The organism is Methylobacterium sp. J-026 (assembly GCF_022829585.1).
Classification (GTDB): domain Bacteria; phylum Pseudomonadota; class Alphaproteobacteria; order Rhizobiales; family Beijerinckiaceae; genus Methylobacterium.
Window position 1 is genome coordinate 144,291 of the sequence record NZ_JAKSYC010000069.1, and the last position, 24,344, is coordinate 168,634.

The 24,344-nt window shown below is 71.1% G+C and carries 21 protein-coding genes and 1 tRNA gene; 14 read left to right on the forward strand and 8 right to left on the reverse strand.

The genetic code is table 11. The features are described from left to right. Positions 1 to 4: 4 nt before the first annotated feature. The 3 genes from MKK69_RS07550 to MKK69_RS07560 all read right to left on the reverse strand — a co-directional run bounded on the left by MKK69_RS07550 (position 5) and on the right by MKK69_RS07560 (position 3,686). Positions 5 to 1,597 (reverse strand): ABC transporter substrate-binding protein, encoded by a 1,593-nt coding sequence (locus MKK69_RS07550; protein ID WP_243967146.1) that lies wholly within the window; start codon positions 1,595 to 1,597, stop codon positions 5 to 7. 87 nt (positions 1,598 to 1,684) lie between these two features. Continuing rightward, positions 1,685 to 1,978 carry a DUF2218 domain-containing protein gene (locus MKK69_RS07555; RefSeq protein ID WP_243967148.1) on the reverse strand — a complete coding sequence of 98 codons (294 nt, stop codon included), beginning with the start codon at positions 1,976 to 1,978 and terminating at the stop codon, positions 1,685 to 1,687. Between the two features lie 256 nt (positions 1,979 to 2,234). Next, positions 2,235 to 3,686, reverse strand: coding sequence for an FAD-binding oxidoreductase (locus MKK69_RS07560; RefSeq protein ID WP_243967149.1), 1,452 nt, complete (start codon positions 3,684 to 3,686; stop codon positions 2,235 to 2,237). A gap of 136 nt (positions 3,687 to 3,822) precedes the next feature. Here MKK69_RS07560 and MKK69_RS07565 point away from each other — a divergent pair, with 136 nt between their 5' ends. The 3 genes from MKK69_RS07565 (at position 3,823) to MKK69_RS07575 (ending at position 5,186) form a co-directional block, all read left to right on the forward strand. Then, the gene (locus MKK69_RS07565; RefSeq protein WP_243967150.1) at positions 3,823 to 4,518 is read left to right on the forward strand and encodes a fumarylacetoacetate hydrolase family protein; all 696 of its coding nucleotides are present in this window, start codon (positions 3,823 to 3,825) and stop codon (positions 4,516 to 4,518) included. Positions 4,519 to 4,538: 20 nt separating this feature from the next. Continuing rightward, positions 4,539 to 5,003: an NUDIX domain-containing protein gene (locus MKK69_RS07570; protein WP_243967151.1), complete on the forward strand. Its 465-nt coding sequence runs from the start codon at positions 4,539 to 4,541 to the stop codon at positions 5,001 to 5,003. A gap of 108 nt (positions 5,004 to 5,111) precedes the next feature. Then, positions 5,112 to 5,186: transfer RNA gene (locus tag MKK69_RS07575), tRNA-Gly, on the forward strand. A gap of 157 nt (positions 5,187 to 5,343) precedes the next feature. On the opposite strand, the gene MKK69_RS07580 is transcribed toward MKK69_RS07575, so the two are convergent. Both MKK69_RS07580 and MKK69_RS07585 read right to left on the reverse strand, forming a co-directional pair. Continuing rightward, positions 5,344 to 7,014, reverse strand: coding sequence for a putative bifunctional diguanylate cyclase/phosphodiesterase (locus tag MKK69_RS07580; RefSeq protein WP_243967152.1), 1,671 nt, complete (start codon positions 7,012 to 7,014; stop codon positions 5,344 to 5,346). Position 7,015: 1 nt separating this feature from the next. Next, positions 7,016 to 8,839: an ATP-binding protein gene (locus tag MKK69_RS07585; protein ID WP_243967153.1), complete on the reverse strand. Its 1,824-nt coding sequence runs from the start codon at positions 8,837 to 8,839 to the stop codon at positions 7,016 to 7,018. Positions 8,840 to 9,521: 682 nt separating this feature from the next. Here MKK69_RS07585 and MKK69_RS07590 point away from each other — a divergent pair. The 7 genes from MKK69_RS07590 (at position 9,522) to MKK69_RS07620 (ending at position 15,950) form a co-directional block, all read left to right on the forward strand. Further along, positions 9,522 to 9,986 carry a hypothetical protein gene (locus tag MKK69_RS07590; protein WP_243967154.1) on the forward strand — a complete coding sequence of 155 codons (465 nt, stop codon included), beginning with the start codon at positions 9,522 to 9,524 and terminating at the stop codon, positions 9,984 to 9,986. Positions 9,987 to 10,128: 142 nt separating this feature from the next. Further along, the gene (rpiA, locus tag MKK69_RS07595) at positions 10,129 to 10,842 is read left to right on the forward strand and encodes a ribose-5-phosphate isomerase RpiA (protein WP_243967155.1); all 714 of its coding nucleotides are present in this window, start codon (positions 10,129 to 10,131) and stop codon (positions 10,840 to 10,842) included. Positions 10,843 to 10,885: 43 nt separating this feature from the next. Then, the gene (locus MKK69_RS07600) at positions 10,886 to 11,440 is read left to right on the forward strand and encodes a DUF2059 domain-containing protein (protein ID WP_243967156.1); all 555 of its coding nucleotides are present in this window, start codon (positions 10,886 to 10,888) and stop codon (positions 11,438 to 11,440) included. Between the two features lie 40 nt (positions 11,441 to 11,480). Beyond that, on the forward strand, positions 11,481 to 12,701 hold the full coding sequence (locus MKK69_RS07605) for an O-antigen ligase family protein (protein WP_243967158.1): 1,221 nt from the start codon (positions 11,481 to 11,483) through the stop codon (positions 12,699 to 12,701). Then, the gene (gene gor / locus MKK69_RS07610; protein ID WP_243967159.1) at positions 12,698 to 14,080 is read left to right on the forward strand and encodes a glutathione-disulfide reductase; all 1,383 of its coding nucleotides are present in this window, start codon (positions 12,698 to 12,700) and stop codon (positions 14,078 to 14,080) included. The genes MKK69_RS07605 and gor overlap by 4 nt, the downstream gene beginning before the upstream one ends. A gap of 56 nt (positions 14,081 to 14,136) precedes the next feature. Further along, entirely contained in the window at positions 14,137 to 14,454 is a 318-nt protein-coding gene (locus MKK69_RS07615; RefSeq protein ID WP_243967160.1) for an RNA polymerase sigma factor region1.1 domain-containing protein, read from the forward strand. Positions 14,455 to 14,567: 113 nt separating this feature from the next. After that, entirely contained in the window at positions 14,568 to 15,950 is a 1,383-nt protein-coding gene (locus MKK69_RS07620) for a class II 3-deoxy-7-phosphoheptulonate synthase (RefSeq protein ID WP_243967161.1), read from the forward strand. A gap of 129 nt (positions 15,951 to 16,079) precedes the next feature. Here MKK69_RS07620 and MKK69_RS07625 read toward each other — a convergent pair whose 3' ends face one another. After that, positions 16,080 to 18,923, reverse strand: a complete 2,844-nt coding sequence (locus tag MKK69_RS07625; RefSeq protein WP_243967162.1) for an EAL domain-containing protein — start codon at positions 18,921 to 18,923, stop codon at positions 16,080 to 16,082. A gap of 150 nt (positions 18,924 to 19,073) precedes the next feature. Between MKK69_RS07625 and MKK69_RS07630 the strand changes: the two genes are divergently transcribed. Continuing rightward, the gene (locus tag MKK69_RS07630; RefSeq protein ID WP_243967163.1) at positions 19,074 to 19,550 is read left to right on the forward strand and encodes a plastocyanin/azurin family copper-binding protein; all 477 of its coding nucleotides are present in this window, start codon (positions 19,074 to 19,076) and stop codon (positions 19,548 to 19,550) included. A gap of 15 nt (positions 19,551 to 19,565) precedes the next feature. Here MKK69_RS07630 and MKK69_RS07635 read toward each other — a convergent pair whose 3' ends face one another. Beyond that, positions 19,566 to 20,840, reverse strand: a complete 1,275-nt coding sequence (locus tag MKK69_RS07635; protein ID WP_243967164.1) for an efflux RND transporter periplasmic adaptor subunit — start codon at positions 20,838 to 20,840, stop codon at positions 19,566 to 19,568. Between the two features lie 92 nt (positions 20,841 to 20,932). Next, complete coding sequence (locus tag MKK69_RS07640; protein WP_243967165.1) at positions 20,933 to 21,637, reverse strand: sulfate transporter family protein; 705 nt, start codon at positions 21,635 to 21,637, stop codon at positions 20,933 to 20,935. A gap of 246 nt (positions 21,638 to 21,883) precedes the next feature. Here MKK69_RS07640 and MKK69_RS07645 point away from each other — a divergent pair, with 246 nt between their 5' ends. The 3 genes from MKK69_RS07645 to MKK69_RS07655 all read left to right on the forward strand — a co-directional run. Further along, the gene (locus MKK69_RS07645) at positions 21,884 to 23,119 is read left to right on the forward strand and encodes a flavin monoamine oxidase family protein (RefSeq protein ID WP_243967182.1); all 1,236 of its coding nucleotides are present in this window, start codon (positions 21,884 to 21,886) and stop codon (positions 23,117 to 23,119) included. 86 nt (positions 23,120 to 23,205) lie between these two features. Next, complete coding sequence (locus MKK69_RS07650) at positions 23,206 to 23,829, forward strand: Crp/Fnr family transcriptional regulator (protein WP_243967166.1); 624 nt, start codon at positions 23,206 to 23,208, stop codon at positions 23,827 to 23,829. Between the two features lie 99 nt (positions 23,830 to 23,928). Then, a partial coding sequence (locus MKK69_RS07655) for a Crp/Fnr family transcriptional regulator (protein WP_243967167.1) occupies positions 23,929 to 24,344 on the forward strand: 416 nt, incomplete at its 3' end.

Here is a 24,344-nt window from a genome sequence, read left to right on the forward strand (position 1 = left end):
CCCGTCAGGCCGAGCGGCGCAGGTTCCAGAACAGCGGCAGGCCGGTCAGCATGCCCTCCAGGTCGCGCCGATAGGCGGTCGGCTGAAAATACTGGCCGCAGGGGAGATACGCGCCGACCGCGAGGACCCGGGCCTGGATCCGGGCCGCCAGCGCTTTCTGAGCCGCGAGGTCCGGCGCCGCGAACCAATCGGCGCGCAAGGCCTCCAGGGGCGCGTCGGTGAGCCAGCTCGGGATGCCGGCCCGGCCATTGCCGCGGATCGCCAGATGGTAGGCCGGCGAGAGGTGATCGAGGCCGCCGGAGAAGATGCCGAACATCGACCATCCGCCCTGATCGAGGGGCTTCGGGCTCAGGATCCGCTGGTTCACCGTGCCCCAGTCGGTGGACACCAATTCGAGGTTCATCCCGAGCTTGCGGCAGAGCTCGGCCATTACCTCGCAGAGCGCGTTGATCCGCGGCACGTCCGTGCCGGAGAGCAGGACGACCCGCTCCCCGCGATAGCCCGCCGCGGACAAAGCCTGCTTCGCCGCGTCGAGGTCGCGCGGCCCGGTGAGCACCGCGATCCCGGCCTCCGAGGCCATCGGGCCGCCGGGGGTGAAGACACCCACCGGGCCGCGCCGGATCGACGGATCGCTGCCGGCGACCGCATCCATCATCTCGGTCTGGTCGATGGCCGTGAGCAGGGCATGGCTGATCGCCGGGTTGTCGAAGGGCGGCAGCGTGTGATTGAGGCGGATCTGGCCGATCAGGCCGGCGGTCTCCACCAGCTCCACCCGCAGGGACGGCTGCCGCATCAGGTCGGGGACGAGATCGACCAGGGGCTGCTCCCACCAATCGACCTCGCCGGAGCGCAGGGCGCCCGCGGCGGTGGCGCCGTCCGGGATGGTGCGCCACTCAACGCGATCGAAATGCGCGATCCGCGGACCGGCCGTGAAGCTCGGGCGGCCCTCCAGGCGGGGCCGGTAATCCGCGAAGCGCTGATAGACGTTGAGCGCGCCGGGCACCCGCTCGGCGGCGACGTAGCGGTACGGCCCGCTGCCGACGATCTCGGGCACCGCCTGCGTGGCGGGGGTGGTGCTCAGCCGCTCGGGCATGATCACCGGGATGTAGGAGGTCGGCTTCGCCAGGGCGTCCGGCAGCAGCGGGAAGGGCCGGTTGAGCCGGAACTGCACCACCGTGTCGGAGGGGGCGGACAGCTCGTCCACCGCGGCGAACAGGGCGCCGCCATAGGCATCGCGCTTGGACCAGCGCGCCAGGCTCGCCACCACGTCGCGGCCGAGGACCGGGGTTCCGTCGTGGAAGCGCAGGCCGTCCCGCAGCGTCAGGCGCCACGTCAGCCCGTCTTCTGCCACCGCGTGCCCGGCGACCATCTGCGGCTGGGCGCGATAGGCGGCATCGAGGCTGTAGAGGGTGTCGAAGACCATCAGCGCATGGGTGCGCGTGACGTAGTTGGTGGTGATGATCGGATCGAGCAGCGCCAGATCGGCGTAGGGCACGAAGCGCAGCGTCGTGGCCGAGGCCGCCCGGACCAGCGCCGGCCGCGCCAGGGAGGCGGCCATCAGGGCCCCGGCGCCTCCGAGCAGCCTGCGTCGCTCCATCAGCCAGTCCCCGTCGCATCGGCCGGCGACCCCTGCAAGGGGTACGCCAGCGGCGCGATCAGGCGGGGCGACGGGGCGGGCGGCCGATCAGGCCGCGCGCGACCAGCGGATGTCGCCGAGGCTCTCGCGGAAGGCGAAGCGGGCCAGGTGATCGGCCACGACATTCTCCAGCCGGGTGAGGTTCACCGGATCGGAACTGTCGATGCGCATCACGAGGGCGTCCGGCTCGGCGTCGAAGGTGCAGACGCGATCCTCGCCGAACGGCACGGTGCCGTGCTCGGGGGTCGCCTCGACCTTGAACTTGTGGCTCCAGTGCCGGCAGAGCTGCTGCAGGTAGCGGCTCGCTTCCGTGGTCTGCACGCGGGCCAGTGAGGTAGGCATTCCGTCGATCTCCAGATGGGTGTGATACAGCCTGTCGTTGACGGTTCGTCAGTCGATCTCGCATCTGCGAGATAGGAAGAGTCCAGAGCAATTGCTATGCCGGGCTCCGACGCACCGGTCCGCGCCGTTGTCGAGAAGGGTGTGTCCGCCGCGTTAGCAGGGGCTTAACGCGACGGGCCGGCGCCGCGGATGGCGGCGGGGCGTGGCTGTCCTGCACCGGCCTCGGTGCCGAATTATGGCGCGCTGCACAAAATCCTCATCCCTGGGAGTCCGGTTCGCGGGTGCGCCCGGCGATGACCTTTCCAGGGTTGAGGAGGTGCTGCGGGTCGAGGGCTTCCTTGAGCCTGCGCATCAGGTCGAGGCCAACCGGATCGCCGTAGCGTTCGAGTTCGTCGCGCTTGATCAGACCGACACCGTGCTCGGCCGCGATGGAGCCGCCGAGCCCGTGCACGATGTCGTGAACGATGCGGTTGAACCGGCCCCATTCGGCCAGGAAGTCCGCGGGCGCCATGCCGACGGGCTGCGACAGGTTGAAGTGGATGTTGCCGTCCCCGAAATGGCCGAAGCCGCAGGGGCGCAGGCCCGGCATCGCCGCCGTGCAGGCCGCGCCGGCCCGCTCCAGGAACTCGGGCAGGCGCGACAGGGGGACCGACACGTCGTGCTTGATCGAGGCACCCTCGCGAGTCTGCGCCTCGGGGACGCCCTCGCGCAGCCGCCAGAGAGCGTCGTTCTGCGCGCCGCTCGCGCCGATCGTGGCATCGGCGATCAGCCCGTCCTCCAGCGCCGCGCCGAGCGCCGATTCCAGCGCACCCCGCACGTCCGCGTCCGGGCGGGCCGAGGCGACCTCGATCAGCGCGTAGGCGCCGTGCGTGCCCGCGAGCGGCGGGACCGTACCCGGGACATGGCGCAGGACGATCTCCAGCGCGAAGGGCGGCAGGTACTCGAACGCCGTCAGGTCCCGGTCCATCCGGCCCCGCAGGGCCACGAACAGGTCGAGGGCGGCGCGGGCCGAATCCAGCCCCACGAAGGCGACGCTCGTGGCGCGCGGCCGCGGGAACAGCTTCAGCACCGCCGCGGTGACGATGCCGAGGGTCCCCTCCGAGCCGATGAACAGCTGCTTCAGGTCGTAGCCGGCATTGTCCTTGCGCAGGGCTCTCAGGCCGTTCCACACCCGGCCGTCCGCCAGGACGACCTCCAGTCCGAGGACGAGATCCCGGGCATTGCCGTAGGCCAGGACGGCGATGCCGCCGGCATTGGTGGCGATCCCGCCGCCGATCCGGGCCGAGCCGCGCGACGCATAGGAAAGCGGGAACAGCAGACCGGCGGCCTCCGCGGCGTCCTGGACGTCCTGGAGGATCATCCCGGCCTCCACGGTGATGGTGGCGTCCACCGGGTCGACGGCGCGCAGGCGCGTCATCCGTTCCAGGGACAGGACGAATCCACCCTGCGGGATCCCGGCACCGGTGAGCCCGGTATTGCCGCCGAGCGGCACCACCGGCAGGCCCGCCTGCGTGCAGGCACGCAGGGCGAACGCCACCTCCGCGGTGCAGCCGGGCCGCAGCACCGCCAGGGCCGTGCCCGTGAACAGCTTCCGGCTCTCGACCAGATAGGGCGCCAGATCCTCCGGCTCGGTGAGCACGTGGCGCGGGCCGAGTCCGTCGCGGAGCGCGGCGAGGAGGGTGTCGTGGGCGGTCGCGGTCGGGATCATCGCGAAGATTTTGTAGACCAGAGGGCGCGAACGGCAACCGACAGTATGGCGCGCGGCACCATGGACCTTACAACGGTCGCGTCGATCCCGGGTCTCTCCATGCCCGACCCCCGGACGTTCCACCGCAGAGGCTGAGATGCTCTCCGTCATCCAGAACCCGCCCCGCATCGCGCTCCCGGTCGCCGGCAGCGGCGATCTCTTCCCCGTCCGCCGCGTCTATTGCGTGGGGCGCAACTACGCCGCCCATGCCCGCGAGATGGGCGCCGATCCGGACCGCGAGCCGCCGTTCTTCTTCATGAAGCCCGCCGATGCCCTGCAGATCGTGGGCTCCGAGCCGACGGCCCACCCCTATCCGTCCAAGACCAGCAACTACCATTTCGAGGTCGAGCTGGTCGCCGCGCTCGCCGAGGGCGGCAGCGACATTCCGGCCGAGAGCGCCCTGGACCACGTCTACGGCTACGCGATCGGCCTCGACATGACCCGGCGCGACGTCCAGGACGAGGCCAAGAAGCTGTCGCGCCCCTGGGATACCGCCAAGGCGGCTGACGGATCCGGACCGATCGGTCTCCTGCACCCGGTGTCGCTGATCGGCCACCCGGCGCGGGGCCCGATCACCCTGTCGGTGGACGGCGAGACCCGGCAGAGGGGCGACCTCGGCGACATGATCTGGTCGGTGGCCGAGCAGATCGCCTATCTCTCGGGATACTTCGCGCTCCAACCGGGGGATCTCATCTTCACCGGCACCCCGTCCGGCGTCGGTCCGGTCGAGCGTGGCCAGCGCATGGTGGCCTCGATCGCCGGCCTCGGCGCGATCACCCTCGACGTCGTCTGATCCGGGCGGCGGCGATCGTCATGCTCCTCGACCGGCGGCTGCTGCGGCGCCTGTTTCACCTCGGGGCCCTCGCGACAAGGGGGATGACCCTGGGCGTCCGCGGGGTCGCCATCGACCCGCAGGGCCGCGTGGCCCTGGTGCGCCACACCTATGTCAGCGGCTGGCACCTGCCGGGGGGCGGCGTCGAGCGGGGCGAGACCGCGGCCGAGGCGATCATCCGCGAGTTCCGCGAGGAGGCGGAGATCGTCCCGGACGCGCCGCCGCGCCTGCTCGGCCTTTTTCGGAACGTCGTGGCTGCGCCGCGCGATCACGTGGCGCTGTTCGTCCTGCCGGCCTTCACGGTGCTGGGTCCGAAGGCACCCGACCGGGAGATCGCCGCCTGCGCGTTCTTTCCGGCGGATGCGCTCCCCGAGGGGACGACCCGCGGCACCCGCGCCCGCCTGAACGAGATCCGCCGGAGCCTCCCGCCGGACCCGAACTGGTGAATCGTCCTGAGCGGGCAAAAGAGACGCTTGCGTCGCCCGGCGGAATGGTGTTTAGAGAGCGCCGCCGGGGCCGCCGGCACGAAAGTCCAGGCGGCGCGGCACTAGTGAGCGGGTGTAGCTCAGGGGTAGAGCACAACCTTGCCAAGGTTGGGGTCGAGGGTTCGAATCCCTTCGCCCGCTCCAGTTTTCCCAATTCTTCTTCCGATATGGACAGACCCACCCAGGGCCGTGCGGATCGTCGCGCTGCCCTGGTGGTTGCGTTCGCCGGACCCGACCGCGGCGTCGCGGTCGCGCGGGCGCGGCCGTCCGATGGAACGACCGCAGCGAGTCCCCTGGTGTGCTAGGCCCGCCTCAGCAGGCTCGGTGAGCGGAAATCCGAACCGCGGCTCTGGGCGACGGCCGCGCGCGGCGCCGACACCCGCTGGTCCGCCTTCAGGATCTGCTCGATCAGCAGCGGCTTGGCGTAGTAGAAGCCCTGCGCGCAGCGGATCTGGGTCGCGCCTAGCAGGTAAGCGACCTCCTCGAAGGTCTCGACGCCCTCGGCCACCACCGACATGCCGAGGGCCAGCCCGAGCGACTCGATCGCCTTCAGGACGATCTGGCTGCGCGGCCGCTTGTCGATGTCGGTGATGAACGAGCGGTCGATCTTCAATTCGTCGGCGGTGATCTCCGCCAGCGCGGCGAGCGACGAGTAGCCGACGCCGAAATCGTCGATGGAGACCCGCGCGCCGATGGCCCGGATGCGCGGCAGCACCTCGCGCTGGAACCGGCCCTTGGTGAAGAACGCCTCCTCGGTGAGTTCCAGCACGAAACGGCCCGCCAGACCCGTCGCGCCCAGGGCGTCGCAGAAGGCTGACATGAACGGCACGTCGCAGGCCTGCTTGGCGGCGATGTTCAGGCTCACCGTCACCTCCGGCCCGAACACCTCGTCGATGTCGGGCATGGTCCGCACGGTCTCGCTCAGGACCTGCAGGGTGATCTCGTTGATCAGTCCGAGCTCGATGGCCAGCTCGATGAAGTCGCCCGGCGCCTGGATCATCCCGAGTTCGTCCCGCCACCGCAGCAGCACCTCGACGCCCACCACCGCGTGGGTGCGCATGTCGACCTTCGGCTGGAAGGCGCAGCAGAAGCACCGGTCGCGGATCGCCAGGCGCAGGCGCTGCTCCACCGCCATGCGGGCGGTGGCGGCGTGGCTCATCGTCTCCTCGAAGACGCTGACGCCGCCCTTCACGCCGCCCTTCACCCGGTACATGGCGTTGTCGGCCTGGCGGCGCAGGACCTCGTAGGTCGTCCCGTGCTCCGGAAACAGGCTCAGGCCGATCGACGCGGAGGCGAAGATTTCGTGGTCGTCGATGAAGAACGGCTGCTTCAGGCGCTCCGAGATGTCGAGCACCGCCGCCAGGATCGCGTCCCGGTCGGTGACCGGGTTGAGCAGCAGCACGAACTCGTCGCCGCCGATGCGCGCGAGCATGTCGCTCGGACGCAGGGCGCCGCGGATCCGGTCGGCGACCTTGCGCAGCAGGGCGTCGCCCGCGGCGTGACTGTAATAGTCGTTGATGTGCTTGAAGTTGTCGAGGTCGATGAAGGCCAGGGCGAAGCGGTCGCCGGGCCCCGCCTCGACGATCAGTTCCTCGATGCTCTGCTCGAACATCGTCCGGTTGGGCAGTCCCGTCAGGGCGTCGATGAACGCCCTGGCGATCAGCTCCCGCTGCATCGCGTGGTGGTGCGTGACCTCGGTGAGGGTGGTGAGCGTGTAGGTCGCCCCCTCGGTCACGACCGGATGTGCCTGCGCCTCGACGACGTGCTCGCCGATCGCCTCGACGATCGCCGCAGCCGGGCTCGCCAGGGCGCTGTCCGAGAGCTCATCGACGGCACGCGGCCCGAGGGCACGGGCCGCGGCGTTGGCCAGGATACACTGACCCTGCTCGTCATGGACCACGACACCGACCGGAAGGGCCTGAATGGCGGCTTCGAGCAGGCTCTGGCGATAGCGGGCGGTGGATGCGGTCACGTCAGCCCTGCTGCCAGAGCGTCTTGGCCGCGCGGAGGCCGACCTCGCCGGGGGTGTCACCGGCTTCGAGGGGACGCCGGAGCAGCCTGCGATGCACCTGGTCGAGGGCGGCGCCGTGACCGCCTTCCGCACCGGGCTCACGGGCGAGGCGTCCGGTGGCGGAGGGATCCGCTTCGAGACCGCTGACCTTGCTCATGGTGGCGCCGCGCCAGCGCTCGACCACGGCGCCGACGAACGCCGCGCCGGCGATCGCCCCACCATGCTCCGAGACGCGTCCGCTCATGTCGTTGCGCGGCTGACGGTCCGGGGGCAGGGGGGTGAACTTCATCCGCACGGGCATGGGCACGCCCTCGCCGAAGGCGATGACCTCGCCGGTGCCCAGGGACGGCACGAAGGTGAGCAGGTTCACGGCATCGGACACCGCCGCGGCGAGGAAGGCCTGATCGCGGTCGTTGGTCATCCGCATGGCGAACAGGGTGCTGCACTGGGACATGATCGTCGCGTCGAGTTCCGCCGGCCGCTGCGTCACGAGGCCGAGATAGACGCCGTGCTTGCGCCCCTCGCGGGCGATCCGCGACAGGGCGCGGCGCGTCGGGGTGAAGCCCACGGACCGGTCGGCCGAGGCGAAGCGGTGCGCCTCCTCGCAGACGAACAGCAGCGGGATCGCGCCCTCGCTCCAGATGCCGAACTCGAAGGCCAGCCGGCACAGCACGCAGACGACGGCGTCCACGACCTCCATGGGAAGCCCGGCAAGCTGCATGATCGTCATCGGGCGCCCGTCCGGATCGAGCCGGAACAGGTGGCCCAGGATCTCGCCCATCATGTCGCCGCCGACATTGGCGTTCTCGAACATGAAGCCGTAGCGCGGATCGTTGCGGATCGCCTCGATCCGGGTGATCAGCCGGTGGTAGTGCATCCGGCCAACGCGGTTCTCCAGGCGGCCCATCCGCTCGTCGATCAGCGCGATCAGGTCCTGCAGCATGTACGGGACGGGGGTGTCGACGGTGAAGCCCGAGCCCTTGCCGATGGTGCGCTTCACGACCTGCCGGTCGCTCGCCTCCTTGTATTGCGCGTACTTGCTCTTCGCGAGGGGGATGACCTCCGCGAGGATCTCGATCTCCTCGTCGACGGGCGACCGGCCGCCGTAGACCACGTCGGCGATCTCCTCGAGGTTGAACAGCCAGAACGGCAGCTTGAGGGTGCGGGGGCTGATGACGCTCGCATGCTCACCGAAACAGGCCGCGTACTCGTTGTGCACGTCCAGCAGGAAGATGCGCACCGCCTGCTGCGCGCGCATCACCTGGTCGAGGATGACCGCCACGCCGCTGGATTTGCCGACGCCGGTCGTGCCGAGCACGGCGAAGTGCTTCGTCAGCAGATCCTCGACCTTGATACAGGCCGGCGTGTCCGGATCCTGGTACAGCGCACCCACGGCGGCCATGTTGGCGGAGGCGACCTGATAGAGGATCCGCAGGTCGCCCGGCGGCAGCAGCTCGACCGCGTCGCCGATGGCGGGATAGCAGGTAACGCCGCGGCGGAACCGCTTCACCCCCTCGTCCGACAGGATCTCGCCGAGAAGGTCGATGCTCGCGTAGGCGCCGGGCTGGCGGGCATGGTCGTTGCCCGACGACAGGGTCGTGATGATGCCGATCAGCAGGGCGGAGCCGGCCTCGATCCGGACGAAATTGCCCACCGTGGCCCGGACGAGGGGACGGCCGTTCTGTCCGGCGAGTTCGAGGTGGACCTTCGACCCGTCGATCGAGGTCACCGAACCCATCCGCGCCGTCGGCCCCTCGCTCCGGCCCAGACTGTCACCGTTCAGCATCGCGTGTTCCCGAGCCTGCTCGTCCAAGGTGCCCCCAGGATGCCGGGCCCCGCTTAAGAATCCGACAAAGACGGCGTCTCCGGCCAAGTGATGATTAATCGTTCCTTGTATAAATAGCTGTTTAACCTGAGCGATAGAAATAATACGGCGTGCTCACGGAGCCACGTTGTATGACAAGCGGCAGAAATGCACGCGGAAGTACTGGATTATGTCGGCTGCGCACGCACCGATTGCATCAGCCATCTGCCGGGCATCGGGCCTGCCTGCTCCGCCGCCGGGGCCCGCCGAGACCAGACATCGCCGGCCGGCGTGGGACGGGCCGGACCACCGCTCCCGACTGGGCTGCGACGTCCGCATAGCGGCCTCGGGATAGCGCGACATACCTCCTTGTCCGTGTAGATGTGCGGTTTGGAAGCGGAGCCATCCGGCGGGCCTGACGGTGGGGTCGAAGGCCCGAAGGGCGCGCTCGTCGGCCCGACCGTTGCCCATGTCCGGCGACGCCGTGTGGATTTTGCAGCCCATGCGCGCGCGGGGCCTGCCGCACCCCGTCATCGGCACGTGCTGACCGGAAGAGTCTGCCAACCGGGAGAGTCTATAGCCCACGCGGCGATCGGCGCACGCGGCGCCCCACACTCGCCCGAAAGCCCAGCGAAGGCTGCGCGTCCCCGTCCCGGAACCCGCGATGAAACCGTCCCTGCCCCTCCTCGCCGCCTGTGCGACGCTCCGGATCCTGCCGGCGGCCGCGACGTCCTACGAGTTCGTGCCCGCGCCGCAGACCGACCTGAACCGCATGTACCGGGTCGACAAGGTGACCGGCGAGGTCACGTCCTGCCAGTACGGGCTTCAGGAATCGGCCGGCGGCATCGGCCAGACGGTCTGCTTCGGAGCCGGCGAGGGGGCCGGCCCCCAGACCCCGTCGGAATACGGGCTGGTGGCGAGCCGGCACACCCGCGAGGCCGGCGTGTTCCGGGTCAATTACCGGACCGGCGAGATGAGCATCTGCTTCGTGCTGGTGAAGAAGGAGCAGGTCGTCTGCACCCAGCAGGGCAAGCCCGGAGCCGAGGGCGCCTCCGACGCACCGCTGACCGGCCCCGCGCCTGGCCGGGCCGGGGCCAGCGCCACGCCCGCGCAGGGCGTGCGCCCGTGACGCGGCATGCGCGGCCCGGCCGTTCCGGTCGGCCCGGTCCCGTGCTAGGGGCCGCGCGATCTTGGCGGAAAGGCCGGCCCCCGATGACATGCGCCGTGACGTGCGCCCTCTCCCTCCACCGCGCCGCCCGGGCGCTCCCCCGGTGAGCGGCCCGGACCTGCGCCGGGCCGCGGCGGCGCGCGCCCTCGACCTCGTCGAGCCCGGGATGCGGCTCGGCCTCGGCACCGGATCCACCGCCGCGGCCTTCGTGGCGCTGCTCGGCGAGCGGGTCCGCGACGGGCTCGACATCCTCGGCGTGCCGACCTCGGAGGCGACGCGCGCCCAGGCCCAGGGCCTCGGCATCCGCCTCGCGACCCTCGACGAGCAGCCGGAGCTCGACCTGACCATCGACGGCGCCGACGAGGTCGACGACCAGCTGCGCCTGATCAAGGGCGGCGGCGCGGCGCTCCTGCGGGAGAAGATCGTCGCCTGCGCGAGCCGCCGCATGGTGGTGATCGCCGACGCGGCCAAGCGGGTGGCGCGGCTCGGCGCCTTCCCGCTGCCGATCGAGGTCAACCCCTTCGGCCTCGCCGCCACCCATCGGGCCGTCGAGGCCGCCGTCGCGGGTGCAGGCTGCACGGGCGCGGTCCGGCTGCGCCGCCAGCCCGACGGCGCGCCGCTCGTCACCGATGGCGGCCACCACATCCTCGACGCGCATCTCGGCGCGATCCCCGATCCCGAGGCCCTCGGCGCCGCGCTCTGGGCGGTGCCGGGCGTCGTCGAGCACGGCCTGTTCCTCGGCATCGCCGACGCGGCGATCCTGGCGGCCGCCCGGGACGGGCGGGCCGACATCACCGTTCTCGGCAGCCTCGCCTGAGGCGCCGCTCTCCTCGCCGGCCATCCTCGCAAGAAAGTCCAGCATGTCCCGACGCCTCACCGCCGCGCTCGGCCTCGCGCTCCTGGCGCTCCCCTCCGCGGCCCTCGCCCAGAAGCCCGCGCCCGCCAAGCCGGCGGCACAGCCCGCGACCCCGGCCGCCAACACGCCGGCATCGGCCTTCACCCCGAGCCACCTCGCGCTCGCCCGGGAGGTGATGCTCTCTTCCGGCATCGCCCGCTCGTTCGATTCGGTGCTGCCGGCCTTCGCCGACCAGATCCGCAAGCAGACGGTGACCCGGCCGGAGCTCGCCAAGGACCTCGACGAGGTTCTGGTGTCGCTGCAACCCGAGATGGAGCTGCAGAAGCAGCGCATGATCGACATCGCGGCGCGCACCTACGCGTCGAAATTCTCGGAGGCCGAGCTGAAGGAGATCGCGACCTTCTTCCGCTCGCCCGCCGGCAAGCACTACGTGGAGGCGCAGCCGCAGCTCCTCGACGAGATGGTCCAGGAGATGCAGGACTGGACCCAGGACGTGTCGGAATACGTGATGGTCCGCGTCCGCGCCGAGATGGGCAAGCGCGGGCACCAGATGCAGTGACGGAATCCGCTCCCACGCGGATCATCGTGACGACCGCACCATGAGCGCGGCCGGCCGCCTCTACGCGGCGGGCGGGGTCCTCCTCGCCGCCATGCCGCTCGCGATGGTGCTGGCCAACCGGTCGAGCCCGCTGGTGGTCGGGCTGGCGGCGCTCGCCTTCCTGGCCGGGCGCGCGGTGGAGGACCGCCACGGTCTGGCGCGCCGGATCCTCACGCCGCTCGCCGATCCGCTGGCCGGGGCGGCGCTCGCCTTCCTGGCCTGGGGCCTCGTCTCGCTCGCCTGGAGCCCGGTCCCGGCCGCGTCCCTGCGGGTGGCGGGCGAGTTCCTGCCGGCGCTGGCGGGGGCCTACCTCCTGGCCTGTCTGGCGCCGGGGCGGATCCCGCCCTTCGCGCCCCGGCTCGGGGTTGCGGCGATCGCGCTGGCCGGCCTGGTGATCGCGGGGGATCTAGCGGCCGGTCTGGCCCTGGAGCGGGCCCTGGGGCACCGGGCCGCCGCCTTCGTGCACAACCGTCCGGCCCTGACCCTGGATCTCGTGGCCGGCCCCCTCGCGCTGGTCCTGTGGCGCGGGCGCACCCGCGGCCTCGCGGTCGCGACGCTGGCCTTCGCGGCCCTCGGCGTGCTGCGCTCGATCAGCGGCGCCGCCCAACTCGGCCTGCTCGCCGGCGCCGCATTGTTCGCGGTGACCCGCCTGCTGCCCCGGCGCGCCGGCATCGGCCTCGCGGGCCTCGGCCTCGGCCTCGCCGTGGCGCTGGCCCCGGTGGAGGGCGACCTCCTCGCCCGCACCATGCCGGAGGCGGCCCATGAGCGCCTGGTGCAATCCTCCTCCCGGGCGCGGGTCGCCATCGCCCGCAGCTTCGGCGCCGCCGTGGCGGCCGATCCCTGGCGCGGGGCGGGCTTCGGCACGAGCGCGCGTTTCGCCGAGACGCCCGCGGCGCAGGCGGTGCCCCCCGAGATGCGGGTGCTCCTCGGGGTCGGGCATCCGCACAACAGCTTCCTCCAGGTGTGGGTCGAGCTGGGCCTGCCCGGCGCGGTGCTCGCGGCGCTGACCCTCATGCTGATGCTCGCCCGCATCGCCCGGCTGCCGCAGCCGGACCGGGCAACGGCGCTCGCCCTCGTGGCCGGGGCGGCGGCCATCGCCTTCGTGGAGCATAACGGCTGGGCGGCGTGGTGGACGGCGGGCCTCGGCGCTGCCATCTCGTGGCTGCGCGAGGCGGCCCGGACCCGCGCCGAGACGAGCCCCGGGAGGGACGGATCCGCATGAGCGATTTCGACACCGACCTCTTCGTCATCGGCGGCGGCTCCGGGGGCGTGCGCGCGGCGCGGATCGCGGCGGGCTACGGCGCCCGGGTGATGCTGGCCGAGGAATACCGGGTCGGGGGCACCTGCGTGATCCGCGGCTGCGTCCCGAAGAAGCTGATGGTCTATGCCGGACGCTTCGCCGACGAGTTCGCGGACGCCGCCGGCTTCGGCTGGACGGTGGGGACGCCGCACTTCGATTGGGCCACCCTCAAGCGCCGCCGGGACGCCGAGGTCACCCGCCTCGAAGGGATCTACGACGCCAACCTGATCCGGGCCGGCGTCGAGATCGTGCCGGAGCGGGCGGTGATCGTGGATCCGCACACGGTGCGTCTGGTCGCGTCGGACCGGACGGTCCGGGCAGAGCGGATCCTGGTCGCGGTCGGTGCCCATCCGGTGAAGGAGCCCGCGGTGCCCGGCATCGAACTGGCGATCACCTCGAACGAGGTGTTCGAGCTGGAGAGCCTGCCGGAGCGCATCCTGGTGATCGGCGGCGGCTACATCGCGGTGGAGTTCGCCGGCGTGTTCGCGGCGCTCGGGAGCGCCACGACCCTGCTGCACCGGGGCGACAGGCTGCTGCGCGGCTTCGACGACGAGGTCCGCGACGCCCTCGCCGAGGCCTACGGCCACCGGATGGACCTGCGGCTCGGCCGCACCCTCCTGGGCATCGAGCGGCGGGAGGGCGGCCTGTGCGCACGCCTCGACGACGGCAGCGAGATCCTGGCCGATCAGGTGCTGGTCGCCACCGGCCGGCGGCCCAACGTCGGCGGCCTCGGCCTGGACCGGGTCGGGATCGACCTCGACGCCGCCGGGGCGATCCCGGTGGATGCCTATTCGCAGACCAAGGTCCCGTCGATCTACGCGGTCGGCGACGTCACCAACCGCGCCAACCTGACCCCGGTGGCGATCCGCGAGGGCCACGCCTTCGCCGACACGGTCTACGGCGGCAGGCCGACCTGCGTGGATCACCGCCTGATCCCAACAGCGGTGTTCTCGACCCCCGAGATCGGCGTCGTCGGCCACAGCGAGGCCGCCGCCCGCGAGGTCTACGGGACGATCGACGTCTACAAGGCACGCTTTCGCCCGATGAAGGCGACGCTGTCGGGCCGCGAGGAGCGGATCCTGATGAAGGTGATCGTCGATTGCGCCACCGACCGGGTGGTGGGCGTCCATATCTTCGGCCACGATGCCGGCGAGGTGATCCAGGCGGTGGGCATCGCGGTGACCCTGGGCGCCACCAAGGCCGATTTCGACCGGACCATCGCGGTCCACCCGACGGCGGCCGAGGAACTGGTGACGATGCGGGTTCCGGAGGTCACCAAGCATCCGGTCGGCGTCGGCTGAGGGCTCTCCACCCCCCGGGGCCTCGACGCCGTGCCCGACCGAGCCATATCAGGGGGATGGGCAAGCAGGGCGCAGGCAAGGGACGCGGCGAGGACGACGCGCACGCGCGGCGGCAGGCCATCATCGATGGCCTGCTGGCGGACGCCCTGCGCCCGGCCTTCCACCGACCCCCGAGCCACGAGGCGCTGCCCCCCGACATCCGCCGCGCCATCGATCAGTTGCTCGCCAAGGCGGAGGCCCAGCGCAGCCGCTGCCTGACCTACGACGATCTGGAGGAGGCCCTGCCGCCCAGGGACGTCTCCGCGGAGGATCTGGAAGCGATCTTCTGGATCCTCGCCGAGCATGGAATCGAGGTCGAGGACGGCGAGGCCTGAGGCCGGGGCGCGCCAGCCCCTCGCATTCCGACACTCGTCAGCCCAGGGGAACCTCTCTATAAGCCGCGCTTCGCGCGAAGCGCGGTCGCACGAAAGGTGCGCGGAGAGAGGCCATGGGCGAGCGTTGGACACCGAAGAGCTGGAGACACCTGCCGATCGAGCAGGTCCCCGCCTATCCGGACACGGCCGCCCTGGGTGCCGTCGAGTCGCAGATCGCGAGCTTTCCGCCGCTGGTCTTTGCCGGTGAGGCCCGCAAGCTGAAGGCGGCCCTGGCGCGCGTTTCCGCGGGCCAGGCGTTCCTCCTCCAAGGCGGCGACTGCGCCGAGAGCTTCGACGAGCATTCCGCCGACAACATCCGCGACTTCTTCCGGGTGTTCCTGCAGATGGCGATGGTGCTGACCTTCGCGGGCGGCTCGCCGGTGGTGAAGGTCGGGCGCATCGCCGGGCAGTTCGCCAAGCCGCGCTCCTCGCCCACCGAGACCCTCGAGGGCGTGAGCCTGCCGAGCTACCGGGGCGACATCGTCAACGGCATCGGCTTCTCGGAGGAGGCCCGGATCCCGGATCCCCGGCGCCAGCTCGAAGCCTACCGGCAATCGGCCGCGACCCTGAACCTGCTGCGCGCCTTCGCCACCGGCGGTTACGCCAATCTGGAGAACGCGCATCGCTGGATGCTGGGCTTCGTGAAGGATTCGCCGCAATCCTCGCGCTACCAGGACGTGGCCGGCCGGATGACCGACGCCCTCGACTTCATGCGCGCCATCGGCATCAACCCGGAGACCCATCCGGAGGTGCGGACCACCGATTTCTACACCAGCCACGAGGCCCTGCTGCTCGGCTACGAGGAGGCGCTGACCCGCGTCGATTCGACCACCGGCGACTGGTACGCGACCTCCGGGCACATGCTCTGGATCGGCGACCGGACCCGGCAGCCGGACCATGCCCATGTCGAGTACGCCCGCGGCATCCGGAACCCGATCGGCCTGAAATGCGGCCCGTCCATGAAAGCGGACGGGCTGATCCGGCTGATCGACCTGCTCAACCCGGAGAACGAGCCGGGACGCCTGAGCCTGATCTGCCGCTTCGGGGCCGACAAGGTCGGCGAGCACCTGCCGGCCCTGATCCGCGCCGTCGAGCGGGAGGGCCGCACGGTGGTGTGGATCTGCGATCCGATGCACGGCAACACCGTGGCGGCGGGCCGCTACAAGACCCGGCCGTTCGAGCGGGTGATGCAGGAGATCGAGGGCTTCTTCGGCGTCCACCGGGCCGAGGGCACGATCGCCGGCGGCATCCACCTGGAGATGACCGGCAAGGACGTGACCGAGTGCACCGGCGGCGCCCGGGCCCTGACGGCCGACGACCTGCAGGACCGCTACCACACCTACTGCGACCCGCGCCTCAACGCCGAGCAGGCCCTGGAGGTGGCGTTCCGCACGGCGGAGCTGGTGAAGGCTGAGCGCAGCCACGTGGAGGCCCCGCGCCTCGACGCGGCGGAGTAGGACAGGGAATCCACGTCTCCCTCCTCCCTGTGCGGGGGAGGGTAGGCGCGCGACCCTTCTGGACTGGCATAGCCGCCGGCCACGCGATGACCCCAAACGCGGAGCGCGAATCCGCCCCCCGCTCCGTCCTCACGCGATCGCCCGGCTGGCGCCGTTCCAGCGGCTGATCACGGCGGCGACCTCCGAGACGGGGACCGGGCGGCTGAACAGGTAGCCCTGGACTTCGTCGCAGCCCTCGGCGCGCAACCGGGCGAGCTGCGCCTCGGTCTCCACGCCCTCGGCGGTGGTGGTCATGCCGAGGCTCGCGCCCAGCCCGATCACCGCCCGGACGATGAAGTCCGTCCCGTCCTTGATGCAGAGATCGCGCACGAACGACTGGTCGATCTTGATCTTGTCGAAGGGGAAGCTGCGCAGGTAGCTGAGCGACGAGTAGCCGGTTCCGAAATCGTCCATGGCGACGCGCACGCCCAGCGCCTTGAGGCTGTGGAGGACCGCCGTGGCGGCGCCGGGATTGGCAACCAGGACCGATTCGGTGATCTCCAGCTCCAGCCGCCGGCCGGGCAGGCCGGTCCGCCGCAGGGCCTCTCGCACCACGTTCACGAGGCTCGCAGAGGTGAACTGAACCGCCGAGACGTTCACTGCGACCTTCAGGCCGTCCGGCCAGCGGGCGGCCTCCTCGCAGGCCCGGCGCAGCACCCACTCGCCGAGCGGCACGATCAGGCCGAGTTCCTCTGCGATCGGGATGAACTCGGCCGGCGAGATGAAGCCGCGGACCGGGTGGTTCCAGCGCAGCAGGGCCTCGAATCCGCAGACTCGGTCGGCATCGAGGCTGTAGATCGGCTGGTAGTAGACCTCGAACGCTTCCCGGGCGAGGGCGTCGCGCAGGTCCCGCTCCAGGATCCGCCGCGCCTGGAGGCGGGCATCCATCTCGGGCTCGAAGAACCGGAACGAGCCCCGCGCCTCGGTCTTGCCGCGGTCGAGGGCGACCTCGGCGTTCTTCAGGAGCTTTTCGCAGCTCGTCCCGTCGCTCGGCGCGAGGGTGATCCCGATGGTCAGCCCGACGCTGATCTCGTGGCTGCTCAGGCTGTAGGGCGCGCCCACCACCTCGATGATGCGCCGGGCGAGCACCGCGGCATCCTCCGGCCGGTCGATGCCGCGCTGGATGACGATGAACTCGTCGGCGCCGAGGCGGGCGACGCAGTCGATCTCGCGCACGCAGGCGGTGAGCCGGTTCGCCACCGCGGCGAGCAACTCGTCCCCGACCCCGTGCCCCAGGGTCTCGTTGACCGGCCGGAAATCGTCGAGATCGATGGCGAAGACCGCGAAGCCGTGGTCGCGCCCCGCCTGGGCGACCGCCATCTCGATCTGCTGGCCGAGGGCGATCCGGTTCGGCAGGCCGGTGAGCATGTCGTGATGGGCCAGAAAGGCGATGCGGGCCTCGGCGTGCCGCCGCTCGGTGACGTCCTCGTAGGTGGCCACGAAGCCGCCATCGGCGGTCTTGCGCCGCTCGATCGCCACGATGCGCCCGTTGCACAATTCCTGGAAATGCGTGTGCCAGGCTCCCCCGTGGAAGGCCTCGCGCTGCTGGCGCAGCAACGTCTCGATGTCACAACCCGGATGGTTGCCGGCCAGGAGGCTGGCGTTCATGACCTCGACGGCGCTCATCCCGGGCGCGACCGCCTGGCTGGGCAACCCGTAGATCTCGCTGTAGCGCCGGTTGACCACCATCAGGCGATCCTGCGCGTCGTAGAGGCACAGCCCCTGGGACATGTTGTCGAGGGCGGCGTCGAGGCGGAGGTTGGTCTCGGTCAGCCGATCCTCTTGCTCCTTCAGCAGGCTGATGTCGCTGCACACCGCGATGAAGCCGCCCTGCTGGGTGGCGCTGCGGCTCACCCGCAGCCATCGCCCGTCCGCCAGCCGGATATCGCCGTCGCGGGCCAGGGCCCGGAAGCAATCCCCGAGCGTTTCCGGTGCGCCGGTCTCCGGGCCGCCGGCATGGCCCCAGACCGAGACCCCGGCTTCGATGGCCTCACCCAGCCCTTCGAAGAAGCGCTGGGCCTGGGCATTGGCGAGGGCGATCCGGCCGGCAGCGTCGACGACGACCACGCCCTCGCGGGAGGTCTGGAGCGCGTCCGTGACCAGGGACTCGGCGCGGCGGCGCTGGCTGACCTCGCGGGCCATCATCGCGTGGATGTTGTCGCGCATCACCGCCATCGACCGCAGCAGGCTGCCGAGCTCGTCGCGGCCCCCCGCGGGGATGCGATCGTCGAGGCGGCCGCTGGCGATGCGCTCCGCGGCGCGCGAGGCCGCGGCCAGCGGTCCGGTAATGCGCCGGTTCAGCAGCCAGGCGACCAGCGCGCAGACGACGGTCGCCAGGGCCGCCGCGATGGCGTTGACGCGCATCTCCCGGACCACCAGCGTGCGCGCCGCCTGCCGGAACGTGAAGCCGTCGCCGGCCGTGTAGTTGACGAGCATGTCGATCTGGCTATCGACCACGCTGGCCTGCTGATCCAGGGCGTCCCAACGCTCGGGGCGGGCCGTGGCGGGATCCAGGGCGCGGCGCATCTCCTCCCAGGCAGAGACCGCCGCCTGGACCGCGCCCGCGGTCCGCACCGCCCGGTCGGACTGGGACCGCTCCACCGCGATCGTCAGATCCTCGGCCAGCGTCGTCGACAGATCGGCGATCTCGGCGTTCAATTTGGCCGTCTCGGCCTCGCCGCGCAGGTGCATCCGCCGGGCGAAGGCCGTGCGCATCTTGGCGAAATCGGCCGCGGTCGCCCGGGCGTAATTGATGGACATCAGCGACTCGTCGTAGGTCCGATTGACCAGAGTGCCGATGTGCGCGATCGCGACAACCGCGTAGAGCCCGAGGGCGCCCGACAGCAGGCTCATGCTCAGGAAGGCGACGAAGATCCGGCCCCGGACGGTGGTGAAGAACCCCAGCATCCCACGCGCGATACCTGACGGCCTCATCGGGGACCTGTCCTCCTGAGCCGTCTCGGGGTCTTGCATCGCACCGGCCGCCGCGCCACACGTGCAACGATCTGTAGTTGCAACATGTTAAGAGGCACTTAGTTCGCAGCCCTGGCAATTCGATTCCGTGGCGCGTGCGAATACCGGTCGATGCGCGAATATCGCTCGATCGCATACAAAATCCAGCTTCGGAAAATGATTTCTCAAGGAAATCTGTGCGATCATGGCATCCGGAAACCGAGGGATCACATGTCCGCCTCCGAATCCCGGATCGTTTCAAGCTTGAATTGGCGCGCCGCGCTCCCGGCGGTGCTGGCCCTGGCATTGGGCGCGACCTGCGGATTGCTGATCACCGATCGGCTCCAGGCCTCCGCCATCGCGGTGTCCCAGAAGGGCCGGATGTTCCATCCCGACAACCTCGCGGTCGCCCGCGGCGAAGTCGTCACGTTCGTCAACGACGACAGCGATCTGCTGCACCACGTCTTCGTCGAGTCCGACACGTTCAACTTTGATTCCGGGGATCAGGAACCGGGCAGCCGCACGCCGATCACCTTCACCGAGCGCGGCACCTTCCAGGTTCTGTGCGGCATTCATCCCAAGATGAAGCTCGTCGTCCGGGTGAATTGACGGTTCCCGGACCGGTCAGCGCTGGGCCGAACGCATCGGCGTGGGCTCCGGCGCCGGTTTCAGCCGCTCGATCGCCTGGCCGTCGCGGAGTTCCGGGGGCGGGCTGTAGACGATGCGGCTGTCGGCCGAGAGGCCGGATTCGAGCTCGATCGTGCGTCCGAGATCGCGCCGCACCTTGACGGTCCGCCACGTCACCCGGTCGTCGTCGCCGACCTGGGCGACCTGGAGCCCCTTGCTGTTGAACACCGTCGCCTCCGCGGGCACCGAGACCGCAGGCTCGGTGCGCGGGATCTTCAGGGTCACGTAGGCGTAGAGCCCAGCCCGCAGCACTCGGTCGGGATTGGGCACGTCCACCTGCGTGGTCAGGGTGCGCGAGGCGGCATCCAGGGCGACGGAGCTGCGCTCCACGAAGCCGTCGAAGGACCGGCCCGGGAGCTGCGGCACCGTGATCACCGCCTTGACGCCGGGCTTGACCCCGACCGCGTCGTTCTGCGGCACGTTCACGGTGATGCGCAGGGTGCTGTCCTGATCGATGCTCAGGAGCGGCGTGCCGCCGTTGTCGGCCCGGACGAGATCGCCGACATCGACGTTGCGGGTCGTGACGACCCCGTCGAAGGGCGCGACCACCCGCTCGAACGCCGCAAGCGCCTTCAGCCGGTCGACCACGGCGTCCTGCGACTTGATGTTGGCGGTCGCCACCTTCACGCCGGCCTCCGCGGCCGCCAGGGTCGCCGCCTGCGAGAGGACGCCGGCCTGCGACGTGTCGGCGTTCTGCCGGGAGGCCCAGCCCTGCACCGCAAGCGTCGTGGTCCGGTTGTTGGTGAGGTTGGCGAGGTTCACGTTGGCGCGGGCCTGCTCGACCTGCGCCTGCGCCTGCAGGAGTTGCGCCTTCAGCTGGCCGACCTGCGCCTCGGCCTGGGCGAGCTGCTGGTCGAGATCCGGGGCGGCGATCCGCAGGAGCAGGTCTCCGGCCTTGATCCGCGATCCGATATCGACCCGGCGCTCGGCAATGTAACCGGTCGCCCGGGCCGCGATCGCCGCCGTGGTGAAGGCCTGCATCTCCCCCGGGAGCACGAGATCGATCGGCCCCGCCGCCCGCTCGGCCGCGACCGTGCGCACCTGCGGGACGAGGGTCGTGATCCGCTCCAGCGTCGCCGTCGCCGCCACGTCCCGCTGCCAGTGGCCGTAGGCGCCCCAGGCCAGCAGCCCGACGCCGACGAGGCCGACCAGGAGGAACGGGACTATGCCGGGGGGCGGGGGTACGTCGCGCGCCGCGTCCTGGGCCATCATCGCTCGGCTCTCCGCCCGGCGCCCGCAGACGCCGCCGCGACGGTAGCGGTCAACGGCAGCGCCCGCCAGAGCGGGCTTTGCCGCAGTGCCGTCTACGCGGTGCGCGGGCCGGCCAGGCGCAGGTCCCGGCTGAGGCGCTTGTGCAGGTGGACCATCAGGGCGATCCCGAAGAGCGGCGTTAGCAGGTTGAGGATCGGCACAACCATCAGCGCCGAGAGCAGGCAGCCGGCACCGAGCGTCCGGACCGAGAAGGCGCGGCGCATGGCGGCCGCCTCGGGCAGGGGCCGGAACCGGGCCGCCGCCATCTCGAAATACTCGCGGGCGAGCAGATAGGCGTTGGCGGCGAAGAAGGCCGCGATCCCGATCACCGGGACGAAGAAGATCACCAGAGCCGCGAGGTTGACGAGCAGCGCCACCCCGGCGAAGCGGACCGTGTAGAGCATCGCGGTGCCGAACGGCATGGCCCGGCCCGGCGGCTCCCCGGGGAAATCCGTCCGCTCGACGATCTCGGCCGCGTCGTCGAGGAAGAAGCCCGCCACCAGGATCGAGACCGCCGGCATCAGGTAGGCGAGCACCACGAACAGGCCGAAACCCGCCAGGTAGTAGGCGAGGCTGTCGAGGATCGGGTACTGGGACGAGATGTGATGGCTCGCCTGGAACGCCTGGACCAGCCGGGTCAGGCCGAGCCAGACCAGGACCAAGAGCCCGAGCGTCAGGCCAAGGGATTTCCAGAGGATCGCCCGCATCGGGGGCGAGAAGGTCTGGCGCAAAGCCGCCGTCGCGGACTCGACGAGCATCGGGTGCGGGTTCCGGTCGCCGCCGGGCGCGGCGCCGGCGGATGTGGAGCGGTGCGGCCGGCGGCGCAAGGCTGCGGGTGAAGCAGCGCGGGTGAGGGACGGGGAGCGCACGTGCAGGACCAGAGGCGACAGGATGCGGGGCGAGGGGTCTCGCCGGATCCGCGGGCGGCCGGGGATCGCAGCGCCGACCCGCCCCGCGCGCCCGCCTACCGGCCCCGGCTCGCGCCGCTGCCGGACGATCCGGAGGTGCTGGTGATCGGGGCCGGGGCGGCGGGGATCGGCGCGGCGCGGACGCTCGCGGCCCGGGGAGTGGCGGTGGCGGTGCTGGAGGCCCGGGACCGGGTCGGCGGCCGCGCCCTGACGGTGACGCTGCGCGGCCACGCCCTCGACCTCGGCGCCCACTGGCTCCATGCCGGACCGATCAACCCCCTGGTGGCCCTGGGCCGGGCCCGCGGCGAGCGCCTGCGCCGGGCGGCGCAGGACAGCCATGTCTGGGTCGGGCGCCGGCCGGGACGGAGCGACGAGGTCCGCGCCAACGCCCGGGCCTTCGCCCGCGCGGACCACGCGATGACCCGCGGCGCCGCGCAGCCCGGGGCCGACCGTCCGGCCGCGCGCGCCCTGCCGCCGGGCCTCGGCCCCTGGGGCGCCCGGGTGGCGCAGGTCCACGGCTTGGTCTCGGGCCGGCCGCTGGGCGAGGTCTCCCTCCAGGACTTCCCCAGCATGGAGTACAGCGACAACTTCTTCCTCGCCGACGGCTACGGCAGCTATCTGGCCCGCCTCGCCGACGGGCTGCCGGTGGCGCTGGGGACCGCGGTGACGCGGGTCGACTGGTCGGACCGCCGCGTCCGCCTGACCACCGCCGGCGGCCGGGAATACCGGGCGCGGGCGGTGATCGTCACCGTGCCGATGATGGTGCTGCGCGACGGGCCGGCCTTCACCCCGCCGCTGCCGAATGCCGTGCGTGCCGCCATCGACGGCTTCACCACCGGGATCTACGAGCACGCGGTGCTGCACTGGCCGTCGAGCCCGTTCCGCGGCCGCGACCGTCTGGCGGCGATCCACGGGAGGCGCCACACGCCCCCGGGCCTGCTCACCCGCATCGACGGCACGCCGTTCCATTACTACGAACTCGACCTGCACGAGGCCGCGGCCCTGGACGCCGCCGGGGCCGGGGCGGACGGGGTCCGCCGGCACGTCCGGGCGGTCCTGGGCAATCTGTTCGGGGCGGCACGCCTGCGCGACCTGACCATCCCGGCGGTGAGCGCGTGGCGCCACGACCCGTGGTCCCGGGGCTCCTGGGCCGTGGTCCCGCCGGGCCACGCGCCGGCCCGGCAGAGCCTGCACGCGCCCGTGGGCGACACGGTCTGGTTCGCCGGGGAGGCGCTCTCCCGGGAGCAATGGGGCACCGTCGGGGGCGCCTATGCTGAGGGGTCGCGGGCCGCCGAGGCGGTCGCCGCGCGTCTCCGCCCGGGCACGGCCTGAGGCCTACGCACCGCCCGGACACCCGGGCGGCTTGCGGGCGATCCAGCGGACGGGCATCCCCCGAGCCATCGGCAAGGGGGACGACCATGGATTGGATCGAGGCGATCGGCTACCTCGGCACGGCACTGACGATCTCGGCCACCGCCATGAGCACGATGATCCCCTTACGGATCATCTCCCTCTGCGCGAGCTGCGCGGTGATCATCTACGGATCGCTGATCGGCAGCATGCCGGTGGTGCTCACCGAGTTGATCCAGATGCCCTTCAACGCCTATCGGCTCTGGCAGATGCTGCGCCTCGTCCGCGACGTCGAGACCGCCGCCGACGGCGACCTGTCCCTCGAATGGCTGCGCCCGTTCGGTTCGCGCCGCCCGTTCGGCACCGGCGAAGTCGTTTTCCGGAAGGGCGATACCGCGGACGAGATGTATTACGTCGAGAGCGGCGCGTTCCGGATCCCCGAGGTTGGCATCGAGGTGCGCGCGGGCGGGATCGTCGGCGAGCTGGGCCTGCTGTCGCCGGGCAACACGCGCACCGCCTCCCTGATCTGCACCGAGCCCGGCCACGCCTTGTGCGTGACCTATTCCGACGTCAAGCAACTCTACTATCAGAACCCCGAATTCGGCTTCTATTTTCTCAAACTGACAAGCGAGCGCCTCTTCCAGGGCGTTCAAGTCATGAAACGCCCGAGTGTTACGGGCGACGTCATCTGACGCAATCCTGTCTGCGGGCCGCGTCGCCGCGCAGATCGTCTTGCGAAAGCGATGCGCCCTACGTTACCTGGGCCGCGCAATCGGTTCGGCGGGGCGGGCATGGATTGGATCGAGGGGATCGGTTATCTCGGCACGGCCCTGGTGATCCTGTCGACGGCGATGACCACGATGATACCCCTGCGGATCATCGGTCTCTCCGCGAGCTTCGCCCTGGTGACCTACGGGACCCTCATCGGCAGCATGCCGGTCGTCCTCACGGAACTGTTCGAGATCCCGTTCAACATCTACCGGCTGTGGCAGATGTTCCGTCTGGTCGGCGACGCGTGGAAAGCCGCCGCGGGGGACCTGTCCCTCGGCTGGCTGCGCCCGTTCGGGACGGAGCGGGCCTTCGGGGCGGACGAGACCGTGTTCCGTGCGGGCGATCCCGCCCACGAGATGTACTACATCGAGAGCGGCGTCTTCCGGGTCCCGGAGGTCGGGATCGCGGTGCGGGCGGGCGGGATCGTCGGCGAGCT

What these genes read in the sequence shown, in the direction of transcription:
- MKK69_RS07550 (WP_243967146.1), bottom strand. Translation starts at nt 1,597, where the DNA reads ATGGAGCGACGCAGGCTGCTCGGAGGCGCCGGGGCCCTGATGGCCGCC.
- MKK69_RS07555 (WP_243967148.1), bottom strand. Translation starts at nt 1,978, where the DNA reads ATGCCTACCTCACTGGCCCGCGTGCAGACCACGGAAGCGAGCCGCTAC.
- MKK69_RS07560 (WP_243967149.1), bottom strand. Translation starts at nt 3,686, where the DNA reads ATGATCCCGACCGCGACCGCCCACGACACCCTCCTCGCCGCGCTCCGC.
- MKK69_RS07565 (WP_243967150.1), top strand. Translation starts at nt 3,823, where the DNA reads ATGCTCTCCGTCATCCAGAACCCGCCCCGCATCGCGCTCCCGGTCGCC.
- MKK69_RS07570 (WP_243967151.1), top strand. Translation starts at nt 4,539, where the DNA reads ATGCTCCTCGACCGGCGGCTGCTGCGGCGCCTGTTTCACCTCGGGGCC.
- MKK69_RS07585 (WP_243967153.1), bottom strand. Translation starts at nt 8,839, where the DNA reads ATGCTGAACGGTGACAGTCTGGGCCGGAGCGAGGGGCCGACGGCGCGG.
- MKK69_RS07590 (WP_243967154.1), top strand. Translation starts at nt 9,522, where the DNA reads ATGAAACCGTCCCTGCCCCTCCTCGCCGCCTGTGCGACGCTCCGGATC.
- MKK69_RS07600 (WP_243967156.1), top strand. Translation starts at nt 10,886, where the DNA reads ATGTCCCGACGCCTCACCGCCGCGCTCGGCCTCGCGCTCCTGGCGCTC.
- MKK69_RS07605 (WP_243967158.1), top strand. Translation starts at nt 11,481, where the DNA reads ATGAGCGCGGCCGGCCGCCTCTACGCGGCGGGCGGGGTCCTCCTCGCC.
- gor (WP_243967159.1), top strand. Translation starts at nt 12,698, where the DNA reads ATGAGCGATTTCGACACCGACCTCTTCGTCATCGGCGGCGGCTCCGGG.
- MKK69_RS07615 (WP_243967160.1), top strand. Translation starts at nt 14,137, where the DNA reads ATGGGCAAGCAGGGCGCAGGCAAGGGACGCGGCGAGGACGACGCGCAC.
- MKK69_RS07620 (WP_243967161.1), top strand. Translation starts at nt 14,568, where the DNA reads ATGGGCGAGCGTTGGACACCGAAGAGCTGGAGACACCTGCCGATCGAG.
- MKK69_RS07625 (WP_243967162.1), bottom strand. Translation starts at nt 18,923, where the DNA reads ATGAGGCCGTCAGGTATCGCGCGTGGGATGCTGGGGTTCTTCACCACC.
- MKK69_RS07630 (WP_243967163.1), top strand. Translation starts at nt 19,074, where the DNA reads ATGCGCGAATATCGCTCGATCGCATACAAAATCCAGCTTCGGAAAATG.
- MKK69_RS07635 (WP_243967164.1), bottom strand. Translation starts at nt 20,840, where the DNA reads ATGATGGCCCAGGACGCGGCGCGCGACGTACCCCCGCCCCCCGGCATA.
- MKK69_RS07640 (WP_243967165.1), bottom strand. Translation starts at nt 21,637, where the DNA reads ATGCTCGTCGAGTCCGCGACGGCGGCTTTGCGCCAGACCTTCTCGCCC.
- MKK69_RS07650 (WP_243967166.1), top strand. Translation starts at nt 23,206, where the DNA reads ATGGATTGGATCGAGGCGATCGGCTACCTCGGCACGGCACTGACGATC.